The 18,603-nt window shown below is 53.9% G+C and carries 15 protein-coding genes; 2 read left to right on the top strand and 13 right to left on the bottom strand.

Features of this window, described 5'->3' with window-relative positions; genetic code table 11:
* Positions 1–60: 60 nt before the first annotated feature.
* The 5 genes from dppF to dppA form a co-directional block, all read right to left on the bottom strand.
* Positions 61–1,068 (bottom strand): dipeptide ABC transporter ATP-binding subunit DppF, encoded by a 1,008-nt coding sequence (gene dppF / locus FAZ14_RS17335; RefSeq protein WP_038925686.1) that lies wholly within the window; start codon positions 1,066–1,068, stop codon positions 61–63.
* Positions 1,065–2,045 carry a dipeptide ABC transporter ATP-binding protein gene (dppD, locus tag FAZ14_RS17330; protein WP_016942759.1) on the bottom strand — a complete coding sequence of 327 codons (981 nt, stop codon included), beginning with the start codon at positions 2,043–2,045 and terminating at the stop codon, positions 1,065–1,067. The genes dppF and dppD overlap by 4 nt, the downstream gene beginning before the upstream one ends.
* A gap of 23 nt (positions 2,046–2,068) precedes the next feature.
* Positions 2,069–2,971: a dipeptide ABC transporter permease DppC gene (gene dppC / locus FAZ14_RS17325; protein ID WP_016942758.1), complete on the bottom strand. Its 903-nt coding sequence runs from the start codon at positions 2,969–2,971 to the stop codon at positions 2,069–2,071.
* Between the two features lie 12 nt (positions 2,972–2,983).
* Positions 2,984–4,003, bottom strand: coding sequence for a dipeptide ABC transporter permease DppB (dppB, locus tag FAZ14_RS17320; protein ID WP_012886663.1), 1,020 nt, complete (start codon positions 4,001–4,003; stop codon positions 2,984–2,986).
* Between the two features lie 207 nt (positions 4,004–4,210).
* Positions 4,211–5,818 (bottom strand): dipeptide ABC transporter periplasmic-binding protein DppA, encoded by a 1,608-nt coding sequence (gene dppA, locus FAZ14_RS17315; protein ID WP_038925685.1) that lies wholly within the window; start codon positions 5,816–5,818, stop codon positions 4,211–4,213.
* A 1,376-nt stretch (positions 5,819–7,194) separates the two neighbouring features.
* Here dppA and FAZ14_RS17310 point away from each other — a divergent pair.
* On the top strand, positions 7,195–8,538 hold the full coding sequence (locus tag FAZ14_RS17310) for a 2-hydroxycarboxylate transporter family protein (protein WP_012886665.1): 1,344 nt from the start codon (positions 7,195–7,197) through the stop codon (positions 8,536–8,538).
* A gap of 113 nt (positions 8,539–8,651) precedes the next feature.
* On the opposite strand, the gene dcuR is transcribed toward FAZ14_RS17310, so the two are convergent.
* The 5 genes from dcuR to ibpA form a co-directional block, all read right to left on the bottom strand.
* Positions 8,652–9,374, bottom strand: a complete 723-nt coding sequence (dcuR, locus tag FAZ14_RS17305; protein ID WP_016942756.1) for a two-component system response regulator DcuR — start codon at positions 9,372–9,374, stop codon at positions 8,652–8,654.
* Between the two features lie 12 nt (positions 9,375–9,386).
* Complete coding sequence (locus tag FAZ14_RS17300; protein WP_016942755.1) at positions 9,387–11,000, bottom strand: sensor histidine kinase; 1,614 nt, start codon at positions 10,998–11,000, stop codon at positions 9,387–9,389.
* Positions 11,001–11,142: 142 nt separating this feature from the next.
* Entirely contained in the window at positions 11,143–12,555 is a 1,413-nt protein-coding gene (locus FAZ14_RS17295) for an anion permease (protein WP_029456506.1), read from the bottom strand.
* Between the two features lie 711 nt (positions 12,556–13,266).
* The gene (gene ibpB, locus FAZ14_RS17290) at positions 13,267–13,716 is read right to left on the bottom strand and encodes a small heat shock chaperone IbpB (RefSeq protein ID WP_016942753.1); all 450 of its coding nucleotides are present in this window, start codon (positions 13,714–13,716) and stop codon (positions 13,267–13,269) included.
* A 157-nt stretch (positions 13,717–13,873) separates the two neighbouring features.
* Positions 13,874–14,287 (bottom strand): small heat shock chaperone IbpA, encoded by a 414-nt coding sequence (ibpA, locus tag FAZ14_RS17285; RefSeq protein WP_016942752.1) that lies wholly within the window; start codon positions 14,285–14,287, stop codon positions 13,874–13,876.
* Positions 14,288–14,611: 324 nt separating this feature from the next.
* Here ibpA and FAZ14_RS17280 point away from each other — a divergent pair, with 324 nt between their 5' ends.
* On the top strand, positions 14,612–14,986 hold the full coding sequence (locus FAZ14_RS17280; protein WP_016942751.1) for a YceK/YidQ family lipoprotein: 375 nt from the start codon (positions 14,612–14,614) through the stop codon (positions 14,984–14,986).
* Here FAZ14_RS17280 and FAZ14_RS17275 read toward each other — a convergent pair.
* From FAZ14_RS17275 to FAZ14_RS17265, 3 genes are all read right to left on the bottom strand, one after another.
* Positions 14,980–15,984 (bottom strand): LacI family DNA-binding transcriptional regulator, encoded by a 1,005-nt coding sequence (locus FAZ14_RS17275; RefSeq protein ID WP_016942750.1) that lies wholly within the window; start codon positions 15,982–15,984, stop codon positions 14,980–14,982. The two genes, FAZ14_RS17280 and FAZ14_RS17275, sit on opposite strands and share 7 nt — an antisense overlap.
* 100 nt (positions 15,985–16,084) lie before the next feature.
* Positions 16,085–17,434, bottom strand: coding sequence for an MFS transporter (locus FAZ14_RS17270; RefSeq protein WP_016942749.1), 1,350 nt, complete (start codon positions 17,432–17,434; stop codon positions 16,085–16,087).
* A gap of 113 nt (positions 17,435–17,547) precedes the next feature.
* On the bottom strand, positions 17,548–18,594 hold the full coding sequence (locus tag FAZ14_RS17265) for a sialidase family protein (RefSeq protein ID WP_153508936.1): 1,047 nt from the start codon (positions 18,592–18,594) through the stop codon (positions 17,548–17,550).
* Positions 18,595–18,603 lie beyond the last annotated feature (9 nt).

The following is an 18,603-nucleotide window of genomic DNA, read 5'->3' as shown; positions in this document are numbered from 1 at the left end:
CAATCGTAAAACAGCCCCGATTTTAGTCGGGGCCGTTTTTATCTCACCAACGCGTATCAATCAGCTAACCTGACTCTCTTCCTGCTCCACCGCGAAACAGGCGACCAGTTGCTCGCCATGCGGTTTCAGTTGCGGTTGCAACTGGGTGCAGGTGCCGAAACGGTGCTGGCAGCGCGCGTTGAAGGCGCAGCCCGGCGGTGGGTTCAGCGGGCTTGGCAGCTCACCGGTCAGTTTGATACGTTCACGGCGGGCATCCGGGTTGAGACGTGGTGTCGCAGATAACAGCGCCTGGGTGTACGGGTGGCGCGGATTGTTGAAAATCGCGTCTTTGCTGCCTTTCTCCACGCAGCGGCCCAGATACATCACCATCACTTCATCAGCAATGTGTTCCACCACCGACAGGTCGTGCGAGATAAACACGTAAGACAGCCCCAGATCCTGCTGCAAATCCATCATCAGGTTCAGCACCTGCGCACGCACCGATACATCCAGTGCGGATACCGGTTCATCGGCAATCACCACGTCCGGGTCGAGCATCAGCCCGCGGGCGATAGCAATACGCTGGCGCTGGCCGCCGGAAAACATATGCGGATAGCGGTCGTAATGCTCGGTTTTCAGGCCCACTTTCGCCATCATCGCCAATGCTTTTTCACGGCGTTCTGCCTTGGTGAGCTCGGTGTTGATCACCAGCGGCTCTTCCAGGATCTGCCCGACCTTTTTACGCGGGTTGAGTGACGCATAGGGGTTCTGGAACACGATCTGGATTTTCTGCCGACGCAGCTTTTGCGCTGTCGGATCAGGCTTGAGCAAATCCTGTCCCTGATAGTACAGCTCGCCATGCGACGGCGTTTCAATCATGGTCAGCAGGCGTCCCAACGTGGACTTGCCGCAACCAGACTCGCCTACCACCGCCAGCGTCTTGCCGCGCTCCAGCGTGAAGGACACACCGTCCAGCGCTTTCACCAGTCGTTCCGGTGCGAACAGCCCTTTTTTCACCGGGTAGTGTTTTTTCAAATCAATCGCTTCGAGCAGGTACGGCTGCCCGGCAGCATTCATGGTCTGGCTCATACGGTTGGCCTCCCCGCATCATCCAGCGGTGTGTGACATTTCACCTGACGACCGGGGATATCCCGCATCTCAGGCTCTTCCTGACGGCAACGATCGCTGGCGTACGGACAGCGTGGATTAAGCAGACAGCCCTGCGGTCGGTCATACTTACCCGGTACCACGCCCGGCAGCGATGCCAGACGAGATTTGTCGGCCGCGAATTCCGGCAACGCACGCAGCAGCGCCTGGGTATAGGGGTGACGCGGGGCGCGGAAAATATCCGCCGCTTTACCGGATTCCACCACCTGCCCGGCGTACATCACGATGATGTGGTGCGCCGCTTCCGCCACCAACGCCAGATCGTGGGTAATCAGGATCAGCGCCATATTCTCTTTCTGCTGCAACTCCAGCAGCAGCTCGATGATCTGCGCCTGAATGGTCACATCCAGCGCGGTCGTCGGTTCGTCTGCGATCAGCAGTTTCGGCCGACAGGCAATCGCCATGGCAATCATCACACGCTGGCTCATCCCGCCCGACAACTGGTGCGGATAGACATCCAGCCGGGATTCCGGGTCAGGAATACCCACCTGATTGAGCAGGTCAATCGCCCGCTGACGACGGGTTTTACGGTTGCCGCCCTGATGCACCTTGATGGCTTCCATGATCTGGTAGCCTACGGTGTAACACGGGTTAAGGCTGGTCATCGGGTCCTGGAAGATCATCGCCACTTCCGCACCCACCAGTTGACGCCGCTCCTTGTCGGAGAGCGTCTGCAAATCACGCTGGTTAAACTCCAGCCGGTCAGCCATCACTTTACCGGGGAAATCAATCAACCCCATGATCGCCAGTGAACTGACGGATTTGCCGGAACCGGACTCGCCGACGATGCCGACCACCTGTCCCTGTTCCACCTGATAGCTGATGCGGTCTACCGCACGAAACGGCAGCCCCTCATCGCCAAAATGCACCGACAGTTTCTCTACATTGAGTAACGCCATCTCTCTACCTCTATCACTGCATGTTACTGCTTGAGTTTGGGGTCGAGAGCATCACGCAGGCCGTCCCCCATCAGGTTAAATGCCAATACCGTCAGCAGAATCGCCAGACCGGGGAACGTCACCACCCACCAGGCGCTCTGCGCAAACTGCAGCACGTCGGAGAGCATGGTGCCCCATTCTGGCGTAGGCGGCTGTGCGCCCATGCCGAGGAACCCAAGCGCAGCCATATCAAGAATGGCGTTGGAAAAACCCATCGATGCCTGCACGATCAGCGGTGCCAGACAGTTAGGGAAAATGTTGACGAACATCTGACGCAGTGGACCGGCACCTGCCACACGCGAGGCGGTCACGTAATCGCGGTTCACTTCCACCAGCACGGCGGCACGGGTCAGGCGCACATAGTGCGGTAGCGACACGAAGGTCAGCGCCAGCGAGGCATTGACGATAGACGGGCCGAAAATGGCCACCAGTACCAGCGCCAGCAACAGACTCGGTAGCGCCAGCATGATATCGACCAGACGCATGATGGCCGCATCAACCGTACCGCCAAAGTAACCGGCGAGCAGCCCGAAAATGATGCCGAGGACAAGCGACATCACCACCACCAGACAGCCTACCAGCAGCGACAAACGCGCGCCGTACATCAGGCGCGACAGCACGTCGCGGCCCACATCGTCAGTTCCCAGAATGTACTGCCAGCTGCCGCCTTCCTGCCAAACTGGCGGTTTAAGCAGCGCGTCGCGGAACTGTTCAGCCGGTGCGTGCGGGGCCAGTACGCTGGCACCAATCGCTATCACCAGCATCAGGATGATATACACCAGGCCGACAACAGCCCCTTTGTTACGTTTAAAGTAGTGCCAGAACTCCTGCAACGGGGTCATGGGCTTCGGCGCAGCCGTCGCTGCGGATTCGGTAACGTGAGTCATCCCGCGTCTCCCTTATTTCTTATGCCGAATGCGCGGGTTCACCACGCCGTAGAGCACATCCACCAGCAGGTTCACCAAAATGATCATGGTGGCAACCAGCAATACCCCGCCTTGCACCACCGGGTAGTCACGACGCTGCAACGCGTCTATCAACCAGCGGCCTAACCCCGGCCAGGAGAAAATGGTTTCTGTGAGGATGGCCCCGGCCAGCATGGTGCCTACCTGTAAGCCAATCACCGTCACCACTGGCAGCATCGCGTTACGCAACGCATGTACCACGATGACCCGCAGACGGCTTAGCCCCTTGGCGCGCGCAGTACGGATATAATCCTCGCCCAGCACTTCCAGCATCGCTGAACGCGTCATACGCACAATGACCGCCAGCGGAATGGTACCGAGCACAACGGCTGGCAGCACCATGTGCATCACCGCGTCTTTGAAGTCGCCTTCCGCACCCCAAATCAAGGTATCGATCAGCATAAAACCGGTCAGCGGCAGGGAATCATCCAGGAACACGGTGTCGCCCACGCGGCCGGATACCGGCGTCAGGTTGAAATGCACCGACACCAGCATGATAAGCATCATGCCCCACCAGAAGATAGGCATGGAATAACCGGTCAGCGCGATACTGACAGCCGTATGGTCGAACACGGAACCGCGTTTGACCGCCGCCAGAACCCCTACCGGAATACCGACGATCACCGCGAAAATCATCGCGCAGGTGCCCAGTTCCAGCGTAGCTTTGAAACGCGGCACGAATTCATCCCAGACCGGGATGCGGCTTTTCAGGGACATGCCCAAATCACCGTGCAGCACGCCGTAAATATAGTGGACGTATTGCTCCCAAAGCGGCTTGTCCAGGCCAAGCTCCGCCATCAACTGCGCGTGACGCTCCGGGGAAATACCGCGCTCTCCTGCCATGATCATTACCGGGTCGCCGGGGATCAGGTGCACGAAAGCGAAAGTCAGTAGGGTAATACCGATAAACGTTGGGATAACCAGCCCCAAACGACGGAGTATGAACTGCAACATATCCCGAACTCTCTGTGCTTTCTCGTATAGAGATAAAGGACTCGATGGTGCTCACCATCGAGCCTGACATTGCTCACTGCGTTAAAATGGGCGTTGAGCGCACCCTGCCGTTTCCCTACAGAAACACGTGTCTCCAGAAACACGCATTTCAAAAACAACAGGGGCGACAGCGCTGCCATCGCCCATAAGTGTGACGTGATGAGATAATTAGTCTATTGATACGTGGTTGAAGCTGTGTACGCCGCGCGGCTCGATAACGTAGCCTTTCACGTTTTTACGGATCGGTTCAAACACGGTGGAGTGCGCCACAATCAGTGCCGGAGCCTGATCATGCATCACAACCTGAGCCTGTTTGTACAGTTCGATACGTTTGGCCTGATCGGACACCGCGCGAGCTGGCTGGATCAGGTCTTCGAACGGCTTGTAACACCACTTGGAGTAGTTAGAGCCTTTCTTCGCCGCATCGCAGCTAAACAACGTCGCCAGGAAGTTATCCGGATCCCCGTTGTCACCAGTCCAGCCCATCAGCACGGTCTGGTGTTCGCCCGCTTTGGCACGTTTGAGGTACTCGCCCCACTCGTAGGTAACGATCTTGGCTTTCACACCGACTTTCGCCCAGTCAGCCTGAATCATCTCTGCCATACGGCGAGCGTTCGGGTTGTACGGACGCTGTACCGGCATCGCCCACAGATCTATCTCAAAGCCGTTTTCCAGACCCGCTTCTTTCAGCAGCGCTTTGGCTTTAGCCGGATCGTACGCGTAGTCTTTAACGTCGTCGTTATAGCCCCACATGGTCGGCGGAATCAGGTTTTTCGCTGCCTGGCCCGCGCCCTGGTATACCGCTTCGATGATAGCCTGCTTGTTCACCGCATACGTCAGCGCCTGACGTACTTTCACGTTATCCAGCGGCTTTTTCTCAACGTTGAACGACAGGTAACCGACGTTCAGACCCGGTTTCTGCAGCAGTTCAATGTTCTTGTCCTGCTTCATGCTGGCAAGGTCAGCTGGGTTCGGGTACGGCATCACCTGACATTCGTCTTTCTGCAGCTTGGCGTAACGCACGGAGGCATCCGGCGTAATGGAGAATACCAGACGGTCGATACCCGGCTTGGTGCCCCAGAAGCTGTCAAAACGCTTGTAGAGAATGCGGGAGTCTTTCTGGTACTGCACCAACTGGAACGGACCGGTACCGATCGGATCCAGGTCGATTTTCTCCGGCGTACCGGCTTTGAGCATCTTGTCGCCGTATTCAGCGGACATAATGGACGCAAAATCCATCGCCAGGTCAGCCAGGAACGGTGCTTCAGCGTGGTTCAGTTGGAAGCGGACAGTATAGTCATCCACTTTCTCGATTTTGCTGATCAGGTCATTCATCCCCATGCCTTCAAAGTACTCGTAGCTGCCGCCGGAGACTTTGTGGTACGGGTGGTTAGCATCCAACTGACGCTGGAAGGAGAACAGTACGTCGTCCGCGTTGAACGTACGGCTCGGTTTGAAATCTTTGCTGTCCTGCCACTTCACGTCTTTACGCAGGTGGAAGGTGTAAGTTTTACCGTCGGCGCTGATGTCCCATTTTGCGGCCAGACCCGGCTCGATTTCGGTAGTACCGTTCTTGAACTCAACCAGACGGTTATAGATAGGAATGGAGCTGGCATCAAACGTCGTACCAGACGTAAACAGCTGTGGGTTAAAGCCTTCTGGAGAACCTTCTGAGCAATATACCAGGGTTTTTGCCTGTACACCGGCGGCAACGGACAGCGCCAGCAAACCAAGGCCGAATTTCAGCACCCTTGATTTCATCAGGGATTTAGCCATTACATGAACTCCATTGTGGATGTTGTGTGTCAGCCAGACCTGTTTGTTGTCATCGCGACTGTTGTGATTACAACAGGGTTATCGCAACTTAGGTTATCGCGATGATTTTTATCGCGGTGGTCTGTACTTTTCTTCTATTTCAGCCTGAGGAGCGCGTCCAAAGACCAATGTAATAGTAAACAGGGAGAGACAACAGTGCGGGACAAGCAGGAAAAACCCCACCAGCCCTGTCGATTCAACCGTAATGATTCCTGGTCCTCTGCTGCTGTTCTCCTCCTTGTGACGCCCACAATGTGTCAACAGATCACAATCGCGTCAATATAACCTGTTAGGATTTACAAACAGAAACCACGGAATCATCAAGGTATAAAGTTAGCTCAATTTGCCACTGAGTTGGTGACAAAACCCACAAAATAACAAAAATCCAACAGAGAAAACCACACCAGAGCCATCATTCGATAATTATCACCACACAATAACTCATAGGAAAACCCTCTCGAATGGTGAATTACTGCACAATAAAGCGTGTTAAAAAGGTTAAAGTCAGGTGAAAATACTGACAAAACCCCTCGATGGTGATGTATTCCTATCATCCCTGACGATTGTTAGCCAACTATTTGCGCATTATAAAAAAACTTTATCGCACAGCGGCAAAAGCACCGAACACGGTGACAGAACATGGTAGAGGCGGGTGATCGCCACGTCATGTCATCGCTTCCTTTACTTCGCCTGCCTAACACAGTGTAGATCATCGTGCAGTGTAGAATGCCCCAACGCTGAGATATCGTGAGCAAGGTCGAATACCGTTTGTTACCACACAGGAGGAGTATGGAGAGACAGGCGCTAAAAACTCCTGCGCTATTCGCTTCACACCATTCGCTTCACACCATCAATTAACGACAAGCGGCATAACAATAAGCAGAACAACAGCAGCAACATAACGGCAAGGTCAGGCAAAGATATCACATGAGATTGGAGAAAAGGCGGATTGAATACTTTATTTATATAACTTTAAAAAATTATTTTTCCATCCATCGCTAGCGTGTTAACTTTATATAACACTGAATCAACCCTTCCATATAAATATCCCGCCCACGGCACTCACGAACTAATTTTAATTACAAAATAGCTAATTAAGCTACTTAAAAATGAATTGCTGTGCGGTTCACAATTCCCTAATATTTGCAGTGAACAACTATTATTTTTAACATTTCTCCATGCTAAATTACTTGCCACAGTATTATAAAAATAACATCGCATCCGTCTTGGATGGTGCAGCACACGACTACGTGCTCTGCGCCCTGACTGAGTTTTCCACGTATTGCAGAGCAAACTGCTTATCTCTGTCCTAATGCCGCTACAACAGGGTGAATATAATGAAAAATATTGAAACTGAAATCATGAGCGATAACACGCTCGCCACCACCGCACCATCAGGCTTACTGGAAAGCCTGAATAAAGCTCGCATCGGATCAGTGCCTTTTATTCTCTTCCTGGTCATTTCCGCTGTTGTTTTTATTGCGTCTTATGCCAGCTACTTGCCTAAGAATATGATCGGCGGATTCGCGGTGATCATGACCATGGGCTTCCTGTTGGCATATATCGGCCAGCGTATTCCTGTTCTGAAAGAAATCGGCGGCCCGGCTATTCTCTGCCTGATGGTGCCGTCAGTTCTGGTGTATTTTCATCTGTTCAACGCTAACACGTTGGATACCGTCAAGTTGTTGATGAAAGACGCCAATTTCCTTTACTTTGTTATCGCCAGTCTGGTTGTTGGCAGTATTCTGGGTATGAACCGCGTTATCCTGATTCAGGGGATGATCCGCATGTTCATTCCGCTGGTGGTGGGTACCGCTACAGCCGTCATTACCGGTTTGCTGGTGGGTAAACTGTTTGGCTACAGCTTCTATCACACCTTCTTCTTCATCATCGTGCCGATTATCGGTGGCGGTATCGGTGAAGGTATCCTGCCGCTGTCACTGGCCTACTCCGCTATCCTTGGTCACGCACCGGATGTGTATGTTGCCCAACTGGCCCCGGCCGCTGTAGTCGGCAACATTTTCGCCATCATTTGCGCCGGTGTGCTGGCTCGTATCGGTGTATTGCGCAGTGACCTGAACGGTAATGGCAACCTGGTGCGTAACGAGGCGGATAACGCGTTATTTGCCATAAAAGACACACCGAAGACGGTGGATTTCCACCTGATGGGTGGCGGCCTGCTGCTGATTTGTACCTTCTTCATCGTGGGTGGGTTGTTTGAAAAAGTGCTGCACATTCCCGGTCCGGTACTGATGATCCTGATCGCGGTATTGTGCAAATACGGTCGTATTATCCCCTCCAGCATGGAAACGGGTGCCAACAGCTTCTATAAATTCGTGTCCAGTTCACTGGTGTGGCCGCTGATGATCGGTCTCGGTATGCTGTACGTACCGCTGGAAAGCGTGGTCGCGGTCTTCTCCGTCGGTTACGTGGTGGTGTGTGGCTCGGTAGTGCTTTCAATGGCGCTGGTTAGCTTCTTCATCGCGCCGTACCTGAAAATGTACCCGGTTGAAGCCTCCATCGTGACCAGTTGCCACAGTGGCCTGGGCGGTACCGGCGACGTCGCCATCCTGTCAGCCTCCAACCGTATGTCACTGATGCCGTTCGCGCAAATCGCCACCCGTATCGGCGGTGCTTCTACCGTGATCGCAGCAACCCTGCTGTTGGGCTGGCTGGTGTAATCAAATCCACTGATTGCCATACGACAAGGCCACGGATTTCGTGGCCTTTTTCGTTTTATACATCCAATAAAAAAGCCACGTCGTCCGTGGCTTTTTTATTGGATTTTATTGAGTTATTCGCAGTACTGACGCAGGGCGTCCTGCTTTTCCGGCAACAGTCGGTAGAGATAAACCGGGCGGCCGGTGGAGCCGTAGAGAATGTTGGTATCGAGAATACCGGTGTCTGCCAGGTAGATCAGATATTTACGGCAGGATACACGCGAAATGCCGATGGCATTGGCTAACATCTCGGTGGAGAACTCTGTCCCTTGATTACCTTCAATCCACTCACAGACGGTGCGCAATGTCAGGCTGGTCAATCCCTTCGGTAATTTTTTGCGTTCCACCACGGGTGTGCCGCTGGTACGACGGATCAGGTTATCGATATCTGACTGTGCTACAAACTCACGGTGCTTGAGCAGATTAGCTTCTTCCCGATAAGCCGTCAGCGCCTGCTCGAAACGCGCAAACTGGAACGGTTTGATCAGGTAATCCACCACGCCATAGTGCAGCGCTTTTTTGATGGTATAAACATCACTGGCTGACGAAATAATGATGACATCCGTGTGTTCACTAAATTCACGGATGGTGGGCAGCAAATCCAGACCATTATCCTGCTGCATGTAGATATCCAGCAGCACCAGATCAATCTCGCAGTCCGGCTGCATCAGCAGATTTCGCGCTTGCTGCAACGTCGGCACTGTCGCATAGCAGCTAAACCCGGAAATCTGATTCAGATAACACTTATTCAACTCCGCCACCATGGCGTCGTCATCGACGATCAGTACATTTATCATGGTCAAATTGCCTTAATCATGGTCAAACTGCCTTGCTTGATACGGGATATTCACAAAAAACTGGGTGTAAACGTCCGGTTCGGATTCAAAATCGATAGTCCCGCCGATTTTCTCAAGACTCTGTCGGGTGAGATACAAACCGATACCGCGTCCGGAGCCTTTGGTGGAAAAGCCTTCCTGATAAATGCGCTGCTGAATATCCGGCGCAATACCCGGCCCATCATCGCTGACCGTGCAGTGCAACTGCCCATCCTGATGATGAAATGTCACGGTGATTTCTCGATTATCCAGACCAGATAACGCGTCCATCGCATTTTCGATCAGATTGCCCAGCACGGTAATCAATTCATTGGTGGCCTGAGCATCGTCGGTATCCGGCAACAGGCTATCTTCACTGATGGATAGCGTGACACCTAAATCCCGCGCCCGGTTGATTTTACCCAACAGGAACCCGGCAATCACCGGTGATTTTACTTTTCGAATAATCGAACCGATTTCCGCCTGATAATTATTGGCGGTTTTTAAAATATATTCTTCCAACTGCGGGTAATATTTCAGATGCAACATGCCGAGAATCACATGCAGCTTGTTCATGAATTCATGTGACTGGGCACGCAAGGCATCAGCGTAATAGGACATCCCGGTCAGACGTTGCAGCAACTGGCTGACTTCCGTTTTATCGCGGAAGGTCGCAATCGCACCGATAATATCGCCCTTCACCACCACCGGTACGGTGTTGATGAGCAGCAAATTGCCGTTGAAATTGATTTCCTCATCCTGGCGCGGCGCGCCAGAGGCCAGCACCTTTTCCAGGTTCATCAGCGCCGGCCAGCGGCTAATAGTACTGCCGATAGCCAGCGTTTCGCCGGAGCCGTGCTGGCTGAAGAGCCGTTTGGCTTCGTCATTGATGATAGTGACACGCAGGTCGGTATCGACCGCGATCACCCCTTCCTTGAGTTGTTTGAGCATCGCGTTACGTTGCTCGAACAGGTTGGAAATTTCGAACGGCTCAAAACCCAGCATGATGCGTTTAAGGGTTTTCACCAGGAAATAGGTACCCAGCAGACCGACCAGCGCACCAAACAGAATAGTCCAGGGGATAATCCAGCGATTTTCGTTGATGACCGACTGCACGCTGGACAGTGAAATCCCAACGGCCACGACACCAAGCTGGTGGTTATTTTCGTCAAACACCGGCGTAAACACACGCAGTGCCGGGTCCAGTACCCCACGGTTCACCGCCGTATTCTCCAGCCCCAGCAACGCCGGATAGAGATCATCACCGATAAAGTGACGACCAATTTGTTCCGGCTCCGGGTGGGAATGACGAATCCCCCCCATATCGGTAACAATCACAAACAACAGATGGTTGCGGCTTTTCACATTCTCGGAAAAGCGCTGCACCAGCGCCGGGTCACCGATGCCTTTGAGTTCATCCACCACGATCGGCGAATTGGCGACGGTGCGGGCAACCGCAAAAGCCTTATCTTTGAGATGTGCTTCAGTGAGTTCGGTAATGCGAAAAAACAGCAGTGCATACACCACCAGCAAGACGGAGCCGATCACCGCCGACACCATCAGGATGACCGAGGTACCCAATTTCAGCGGCGTCTTTTTTTTACTCATTTCTCGCTCCGGAATTCGCATCATCGATCCCGTTATCTTAACCTGTTCAGGCCCTTTCTGCCCGTGCTGATAACAAAACCGCCGCCCTTAACAGGCGGCGGATGAAACAAACCGTCAGGCAATACCCTATACCTAACGCTTGTTACCACATACCCAAGACTTTCCACCACAGGCTACCGATACCTAACCAGATAGGAATCACCACCAGTCCAACCAGAAAACCGATTTTCCACCAGGTGCCCAACGGCAGGTAACCACAGCCGAACATGATCGGTGCCGGGCCGCCAGAATAATGCGTGGTCGCCATAAACAGGTTACTGAACGCGGCAAACGCCAGCACCGTTAATACCGGCGGCGCACCGGCAGCAATAGCGATAGACACGAAAATGGCGTACATGGCGCTGATGTGCGCGACCGCGCTGGCCATGAAATAATGGCTGTAGTAGTACACCAGCAACAACAGCCCCAGCATTGGCAGCCAGTGCATGCCGACAACCGCGTGACTGGCGATACCGCCCAGCCAGGCTATCAACCCCATCTTGTTCAACTGCGTCGCCAGCATCATCAAGACGGCGAACCACACCACGGTATGCCAGGCTTCTTTCTCACCGGTGACGTCTTCCCAGCTTAACGCTCGGGTCAGCAACAGCACGCTCAAGCCGCCCAGCGCGGTCAGGGTCGCATCGATATTCAGGGTCGCACCCAGCACCCAGAACACCACCAGTCCCAGGAACACACACAGCACAACCCATTCGTTGCGGCTCATCGGCCCCATTTCCTGCAGGCGGACTTTAGCAAGCTCGCGCATTTCCGGCGTTTTCTTCAGTTCCGGCGGGTAGAAACGGTAGAGCACCAGCGGGATGACGATTAACGACAGCAGCCCCGGTACCAGCGTGGCAGTGGCCCATTCGGTCCAGGTCAGGTGAACACCGAACTGGGTCGCCAGTTTGCTGATAAGCGGGTTACCGGCCATTGAGGTCATGAACATCGCCGATGTAATGGTGTTGCACTGGAAAATGGTCTGTACCAGAAACGCACCAATACGACGCTGCGTCCCTTGCTCTGGCGTCGAACCGTAGGCTTCAGCAATCGAACGAAACAGCGGGGTGATGATACCGCCGCAACGGGCAGAGGTTGACGGCATCGCCGGGGAAAATAGCAGGTCGGTGAACACCAGACCGTACGCAAGCCCCAGGCTGCTGTTACCGAGTTTACTGATGAACAGAAAGCCGATACGACGGCCGAAACCCGTCTTGATGAAGCTGCGCGAAATGAAAAATGCACAGGCAATCATCCAGATAGTCGGGTCACTAAACCCAACCAACACCTCCTTGACCGGCAGGAGTCCGAGCGCCGACACGGCGGTGATACTAAAAACGGCAATAGCGCCAAGTGGATAGGGAGAAAGGATCAAACCGACAACGGTAGCAACAAATATTGCCAACAGATGCCACGCCGGGGGATTCACACCTTCAGGGACGGGGATAAACCAAAATATAATGGCTATACCAAGGATAATAAAAAGCTTCACTAACCTGCTGTTATTTGCAGACATACTAACACCACTCAAGATTAAAACGAAATCAGCCACGTTTACCGGAGGCCCCGTGTTATGAGTGGAGGAGTTATTTTATTTCTTCATCACCCTTAATGTCGCCATCTGACAATCCAGACAAATGCAAAAGCGCAAATAAATGCAGATAGCGGTTTTTTCATCATGCCATCACCACGTTCATGACGAGTGCGGCCTGACAAACACAACGGGTACAGCATCAGCAAAAAAAAGACGAGAAAACAATAAAGAACAGGGTGCTTTTCTCGTCCCATCAAAATCAAGTGAAGTGATCAACGAGGAAAATAGTATTATTAAAAACGGAATAAACCATTGTTATTTTAATTACTAAATAGGTTTAATAATTTACTTTTAAGAATAAAAACACCCTTTCAAAAATAAATAAATATTTACCATTATCGCACAAAATAACAATTACTGAACATGCCATTAACGATAATGTTAATGGTAATTTATCGCCGTATTTCTTTTTCACCGTGATTATTTATTGGTTTATTTCGCCTGATTGGCTCGGGAAGTAAAATAACTCTAAAGGGTTATTCACTGTTTATCTTTCAAATGAAGAAAACTATTCAGCTACCGTAAAGCGAACCACGCCCAGCCTTGAAGGAAGGCGCGGGAAGTGTGACGCGAAATGTTAAAAAACCGCTCACGGACACACCGCGAGCGGTCGGTAACAGAAGGAACAGAATGTTAAGCCTTATCGTCAGGCGCACTCTCATTGAGTGCGGGGACCGGTCGGCCAATAGCGATACGCTGCGGTTGCAATGCCTGCGGCACTTCGCGGATCAGGTCAATATGCAGCAACCCATGCTGGAACTGGGCCTGTGACACATGCAGGTGCTCGGCCAGGGTAAAACTCAGCGTGAAGGGTTTGAACACCAGCCCTTGGTGCAGATACTGCACTTTTTTCTCTGGCAATGTCGGCGTGCCTTTCACGGTCAGACGCTGGCCTTCCACTTCAATATCCAGCTCTGACTGGCGGAATCCGGCCAGCGCCAGTGTAATACGGTAATGGTTATCGTCGATTTTCTCGATATTGTACGGCGGGAACTCCACGGCGTCCTGATTACCCATAGAACTGGCGAGCTTGTCAAAGCCAATCCACTGACGCAGCAGGGGGGATAAATCGTAATTACGCATACTCATAACTCCTTCTGTGAAGCGAGATAATGGTTTCCGGCCGATGACCGGATCGTCCCCGTTCGGCGGACGAGTCACAATCAGGATTCGGGGTGATAGCGCTCACGCCCGGTCATCCACATAACGCCGCGACGTGGCACGCCAGCGGCCATAACGGTTATTTGATTTCGATACGACGCGGTTTGAGCGTTTCTGGAATCACCCGCTGTAACTCAATAAACAGCAAGCCATTCTCCAGGCTGGCACCACGAATCTGGATGTGCTCGGCCAGTTGGAATTTGCGCTCAAAATTGCGCTCGGCAATGCCTTGATAGAGGTAATTGCGCGGGGTGGCGTCACCACTATGCGATCCTTTAACAATCAGCATGTTGTCGTGCGCGGTGATCTCCAGTTCGCTTTCAGCAAACCCCGCCACGGCAATGGCGATGCGATACAGGTTTTCGTCAACCAGCTCAACGTTATAGGGAGGGTATCCACCATTCCCCTGGCTCTGGCCAGCTTCCAGCAGATTAAACAGACGGTCAAAACCAATAGCAGAGCGATACAGCGGGGAAAAATCGGGATTACGCATAAACTCTCTCCTGACATGCAGCGAGGTCAATATCGACGGCCCTCCATTCGGACGGGCTCCTGGCCGCAGCTGCTGTATATCAGGAACACAGCGCCATACCCTGTCGGCGTATGTCTGCGGCTCTGATTGAGATATGGTGATTTGTCTCTGCTTTTCAACACGGCAGGTGGGAAATTTTTCTTATTCTCTAACCCAGTCCTGATGTAATCGCATACACTGGACAACGCGCACATTTTGCTAAAACATGTAAGCACATGCAGGTCGAGGGCGGGTCGATGTAAGTACAGTCAACCACGTAACCGGGACGATTTACCTCAAGGTAACATGATGACCATTCTGAAAAATGCCTCATTGTCGTTCGTGCTGTCAGGCGGGATACTGGCGACGTGCGGCGGTTGCTCCAGCGTGATGACCCACTCTGGCGGCGAACAAGGATACTATTCCGGCACCAAGGCCAGCATGACCACGCTGAAAGATGAGGACACCAGTTGGGCGATGATGCCGATGGTGGCGCTGGATGTCCCCTTCTCCGCCATGCTGGATACGCTACTGTTACCCTATGACTTCTATCGCACCCACGACGATACCCACAGCACCTCCGCACACGACCGTCTGGGAGAATACGAGCGCCGCCAGCCGATGGGCTCCCCTCCACCTTTGGTGGTGATGCCAGCGTCGGCGAATAACGCGGGTCAGTGATGCCCGGCCTGACGACGATGGATAAGCGTCATGGGGATCACCGCTTTATGCGGCTGCACTTCACCGTTTAACGCCTGCTGCATCGCGGTAAACGCCTGTTCTGACCATGCATCTTCATTCTGACGCATCGACCACAGCGTATTTGGCAAGAACCCCAGCATGGCGTGTTCATCGAAGGTGCCGATATTAATATGCGCCGGAATATAGCCATAGCGCTCACGAACTACACTGAGCATCCCCTCCAGCACCGGCAGTGATGACGCGATAAACGCGGGCGGCGGCGCATCGTGCTGGCGTAAAAACTGCTCCATCATCAACATGCCATCCTCACGGCGGTTATGGCTGGCTTCCAGCACCGCTGGCGTCAGGCCCGCCTGCTGCACGGACTGGTGATAACCACGCAGACGATCGCGGATCGCCGGTTGCTGTACGTCACCCGCCATAAAAAACAACGGTGCGGCAGGCTGGGCAGTCAGCATCGCCTGAGTCAGCGCCGCGCCGCCTTGCAGGTTGTCACTCATGACCAGCGGCACCTGTTCGATACCAAAATCGCGGTCCAGCAGTACCAGTGGCTTTTTCACCACTTTAGCGTGATGCTGCGCGGCCTGTAGCGATGAGGGCACCACAAACAGCCCGTCGACATTACGCTGCAACAACGCCTCCACCAGCCGGTTTTCATACTGTGGGTCACTGTAAGAACAGCTGATCATCAGTTGGTAGCCCACCTCACGGCAGCGCGTTTCGAGCTTTTCGGCCAGTGTCGAGAAAAACAGGTTGGATAAACGGGGAACGATAAGCCCCAGCGTTTCGGTTTTGTTCAGCTTCAGGCTGCGGGCGACGTGATTAACGGTATAACCGTACTCCGTCACATACTGGTGGATGCGTTGCTGGGTTTTGGCACTGATTCGATACTGTTCCGCTTTTCCATTGAGTACCAGGCGTACCGTGGTCACGGACAACTTCAAGGCACTGGCAATCTGTTCAACTGTTTTCGCCATGAAACAGAATATCCCTATGAGAACTGAAAGATAACCAGTGTAACGGAATAACTAACTCGACGCAGCTAAAGCGCGGCCTACCCTGGCCGCGATCAATAAATCACACGTCTTTGGTCATATCCCGGCGTGATGTTTCTGGCGCTTTCCAGGCGGCGAAGGCCGCGACCAGCGCTGCTACCGTGACGTAGGTTGCCACCAGCGTCCAGGATTCGTTATCTATCGCCGTCAGCCCCTTGGCGATAAACGGGGTAAAACCACCGGCCACAATCGCCCCCAGTTGCGCACCGATAGACGCGCCGCTGTAGCGCACTTTCGGGCCAAACAATTCGGTAAAGAACGCCGGTTGCACCGAGTTAATGGAGTTATGAGCGATATTGATCAGCAACACATACCCCAGCACCATCAGCCCAAAAGAACCACTTTCCAGCAGATAGAAGAACGGGAATGCCATTGCCGCCGCGCACAATGCACCGAAGATGTAGATAGGACGACGCCCCACCCGGTCAGACAGCGCGCCAAACAGCGCGTGCATCGGGAACGCCAGCACACAGGTCGCCATGATCACGTTGAGCATGGTTTGCTTCGGCACGCCTAACTGCACCGTGGCGTAGGATACGGCGAACACCGTCGCCAGAAAGAACGGCACACTTTCCGCGAAGCGCAACACCATGATCAAACAGACACTGCGCCACTGATTACGCAGCACTTCCACCACCGGGCTCTGACGCGGCGCGGCATCACGCTGATTCGCCTGCTGCTGTTGCTGCTTCTGAACCTGTTGGAACACCGGGGTTTCATCCACCTTGCGGCGCATGTACAGCCCCACCAGCACCAGCGCCACACTCAGCATGAACGGCACACGCCAGCCCCAGGACATCAGTTGATCTTCCGGCAGTGTCGAAACCATGGCGAATATTGCCGTCGCCAGCAATTGACCGGAAAAACCGCCCGTCTGCGGGATAGAGCCTAACAGGCCGCGACGATTGGCAGGCGCGGTTTCCACCACCATCAGCATCGCACCGCCCCATTCGCCACCGACCAGAAAACCCTGCACAAAACGCAGCACCACCAGCAAAATCGGTGCCCAGACCCCGATCTGATGATAGGTCGGCAGACAGCCGATCAAAAAGGTCGCCATCCCCATGCCACCGAGGGTAATCAGCAGCGTCAGCTTGCGCCCCAGGGTGTCACCCATGTGGCCGAAAAAGATGCCGCCTAACGGACGGGCGATAAACCCCACGCCAAAGGTGGCGAACGATGCCAGCATCGCCGCTACCGGGCTGACGTTGGGAAAGAACAGTTTGCCAAAGACCAGTGCGCTCGCCAGTCCGTAGAGCAGGAAATCGTAAAACTCGATGGTGTTGCCAATCCAACTGGAGATCACCACGCGGCGAATGTTGGATTTATTGTGCATCGCCTGGTGTTGGGATAATTCCACGGAAATCGACATGATGTTCCTCGCTTTATGATTTTATCGCCCTTCAGGCAAAACCATCCGGACGCCGCCTAACCCGGAGGTTGGCGGGGGGTGTAGGGTACAGGTTTTTTTGAGTGCTACAACGACTACCCGCTGAATATCAGCGCGCAGTAAACGATATTTTTTCGATTCCAGGTGTAGGTCACATGTAACGTATCGCCATCAGCAATAATGGCGGGATAAGAAAACTCGCCAGGCTCCTGCTCAAGACAGAGGGCATCCTGCCAGTGTTCACCGTTGTCCGTCGAACAGGCCACGGCTAACGGGTAGCGACGATGCCAGTTGCCGGTCACCGGGTTGTAGACCAGCACCAGACGACCCGCGCCCAGATGCACCAGATCGACCCCGCTATTATTGTTTGGCAAATCCACCGCGTAAGCCCCGCACCAGTGGCGGCCATAATCGTCAGAATCGCTGCGGTATAACGCGCCACGGGTACTGCGCATCAGTACGTGTACCCGCCCGGGTGACGACTCCCATGCCGACGGTTGAATCACACCGTCCCACTGGAATACACGGGTCAGGTCGTTTTCCCACAACGCCGCCTGCTCCAGCCCCGACCACAAGGCCTCACGACCATGATCGCCGGGTAAGCGATGGGTCAACGGGATAGGCGCACGCTGCCAGTTCTGCCCCTGATCAGCGCTGAGATCGACAAACGCGTCCCAGTGGCGGTCATCCTCAACGGACGCGGGAGCCAGCCATTCGCCGTTCGACATCACCAGCAGCTTATTCTTCACCGGCCCGCGCGGTGCGCTGTCGCCGGGCACCAGTGGGCGCGGCTCGGACCAGCTCGCGCCTTCATCCGTGGACAGCTGTACCCGCGTCTGCCAGTGGTGGACGTCAGCCCCCACCTTGTAGAACAGCCACAGCGTGCCCGCTTGCCAATGCAGCACCGGGTTCCAGTGCGCCAGCCCGTCTTCCCAGGCCACCCGAACCGGCGGCAACCAGCGCCCTTGCTCGCAGTTCGCCAGCCAGATAGCGGTATCGCCACTGCCTTCTTTTTCACCGGCAAACCAGGCAACCCGTAACCGCCCGTCCGGCAACGCCACCACGGTCGAGGCGTGGCAGTTGCCAAAATAGTCATGCCCCTCGGGCAGGACATATTGCCGTGTTGTCGTTGTCAGCCTCATCAGGATGTC

It is taken from the genome of Dickeya oryzae, from assembly GCF_009372235.1.
GTDB lineage: Bacteria > Pseudomonadota > Gammaproteobacteria > Enterobacterales > Enterobacteriaceae > Dickeya > Dickeya oryzae.
The sequence above is the reverse complement of the archived record's forward strand: the minus strand, read 5'-3'. Positions and strand labels throughout refer to the sequence as shown.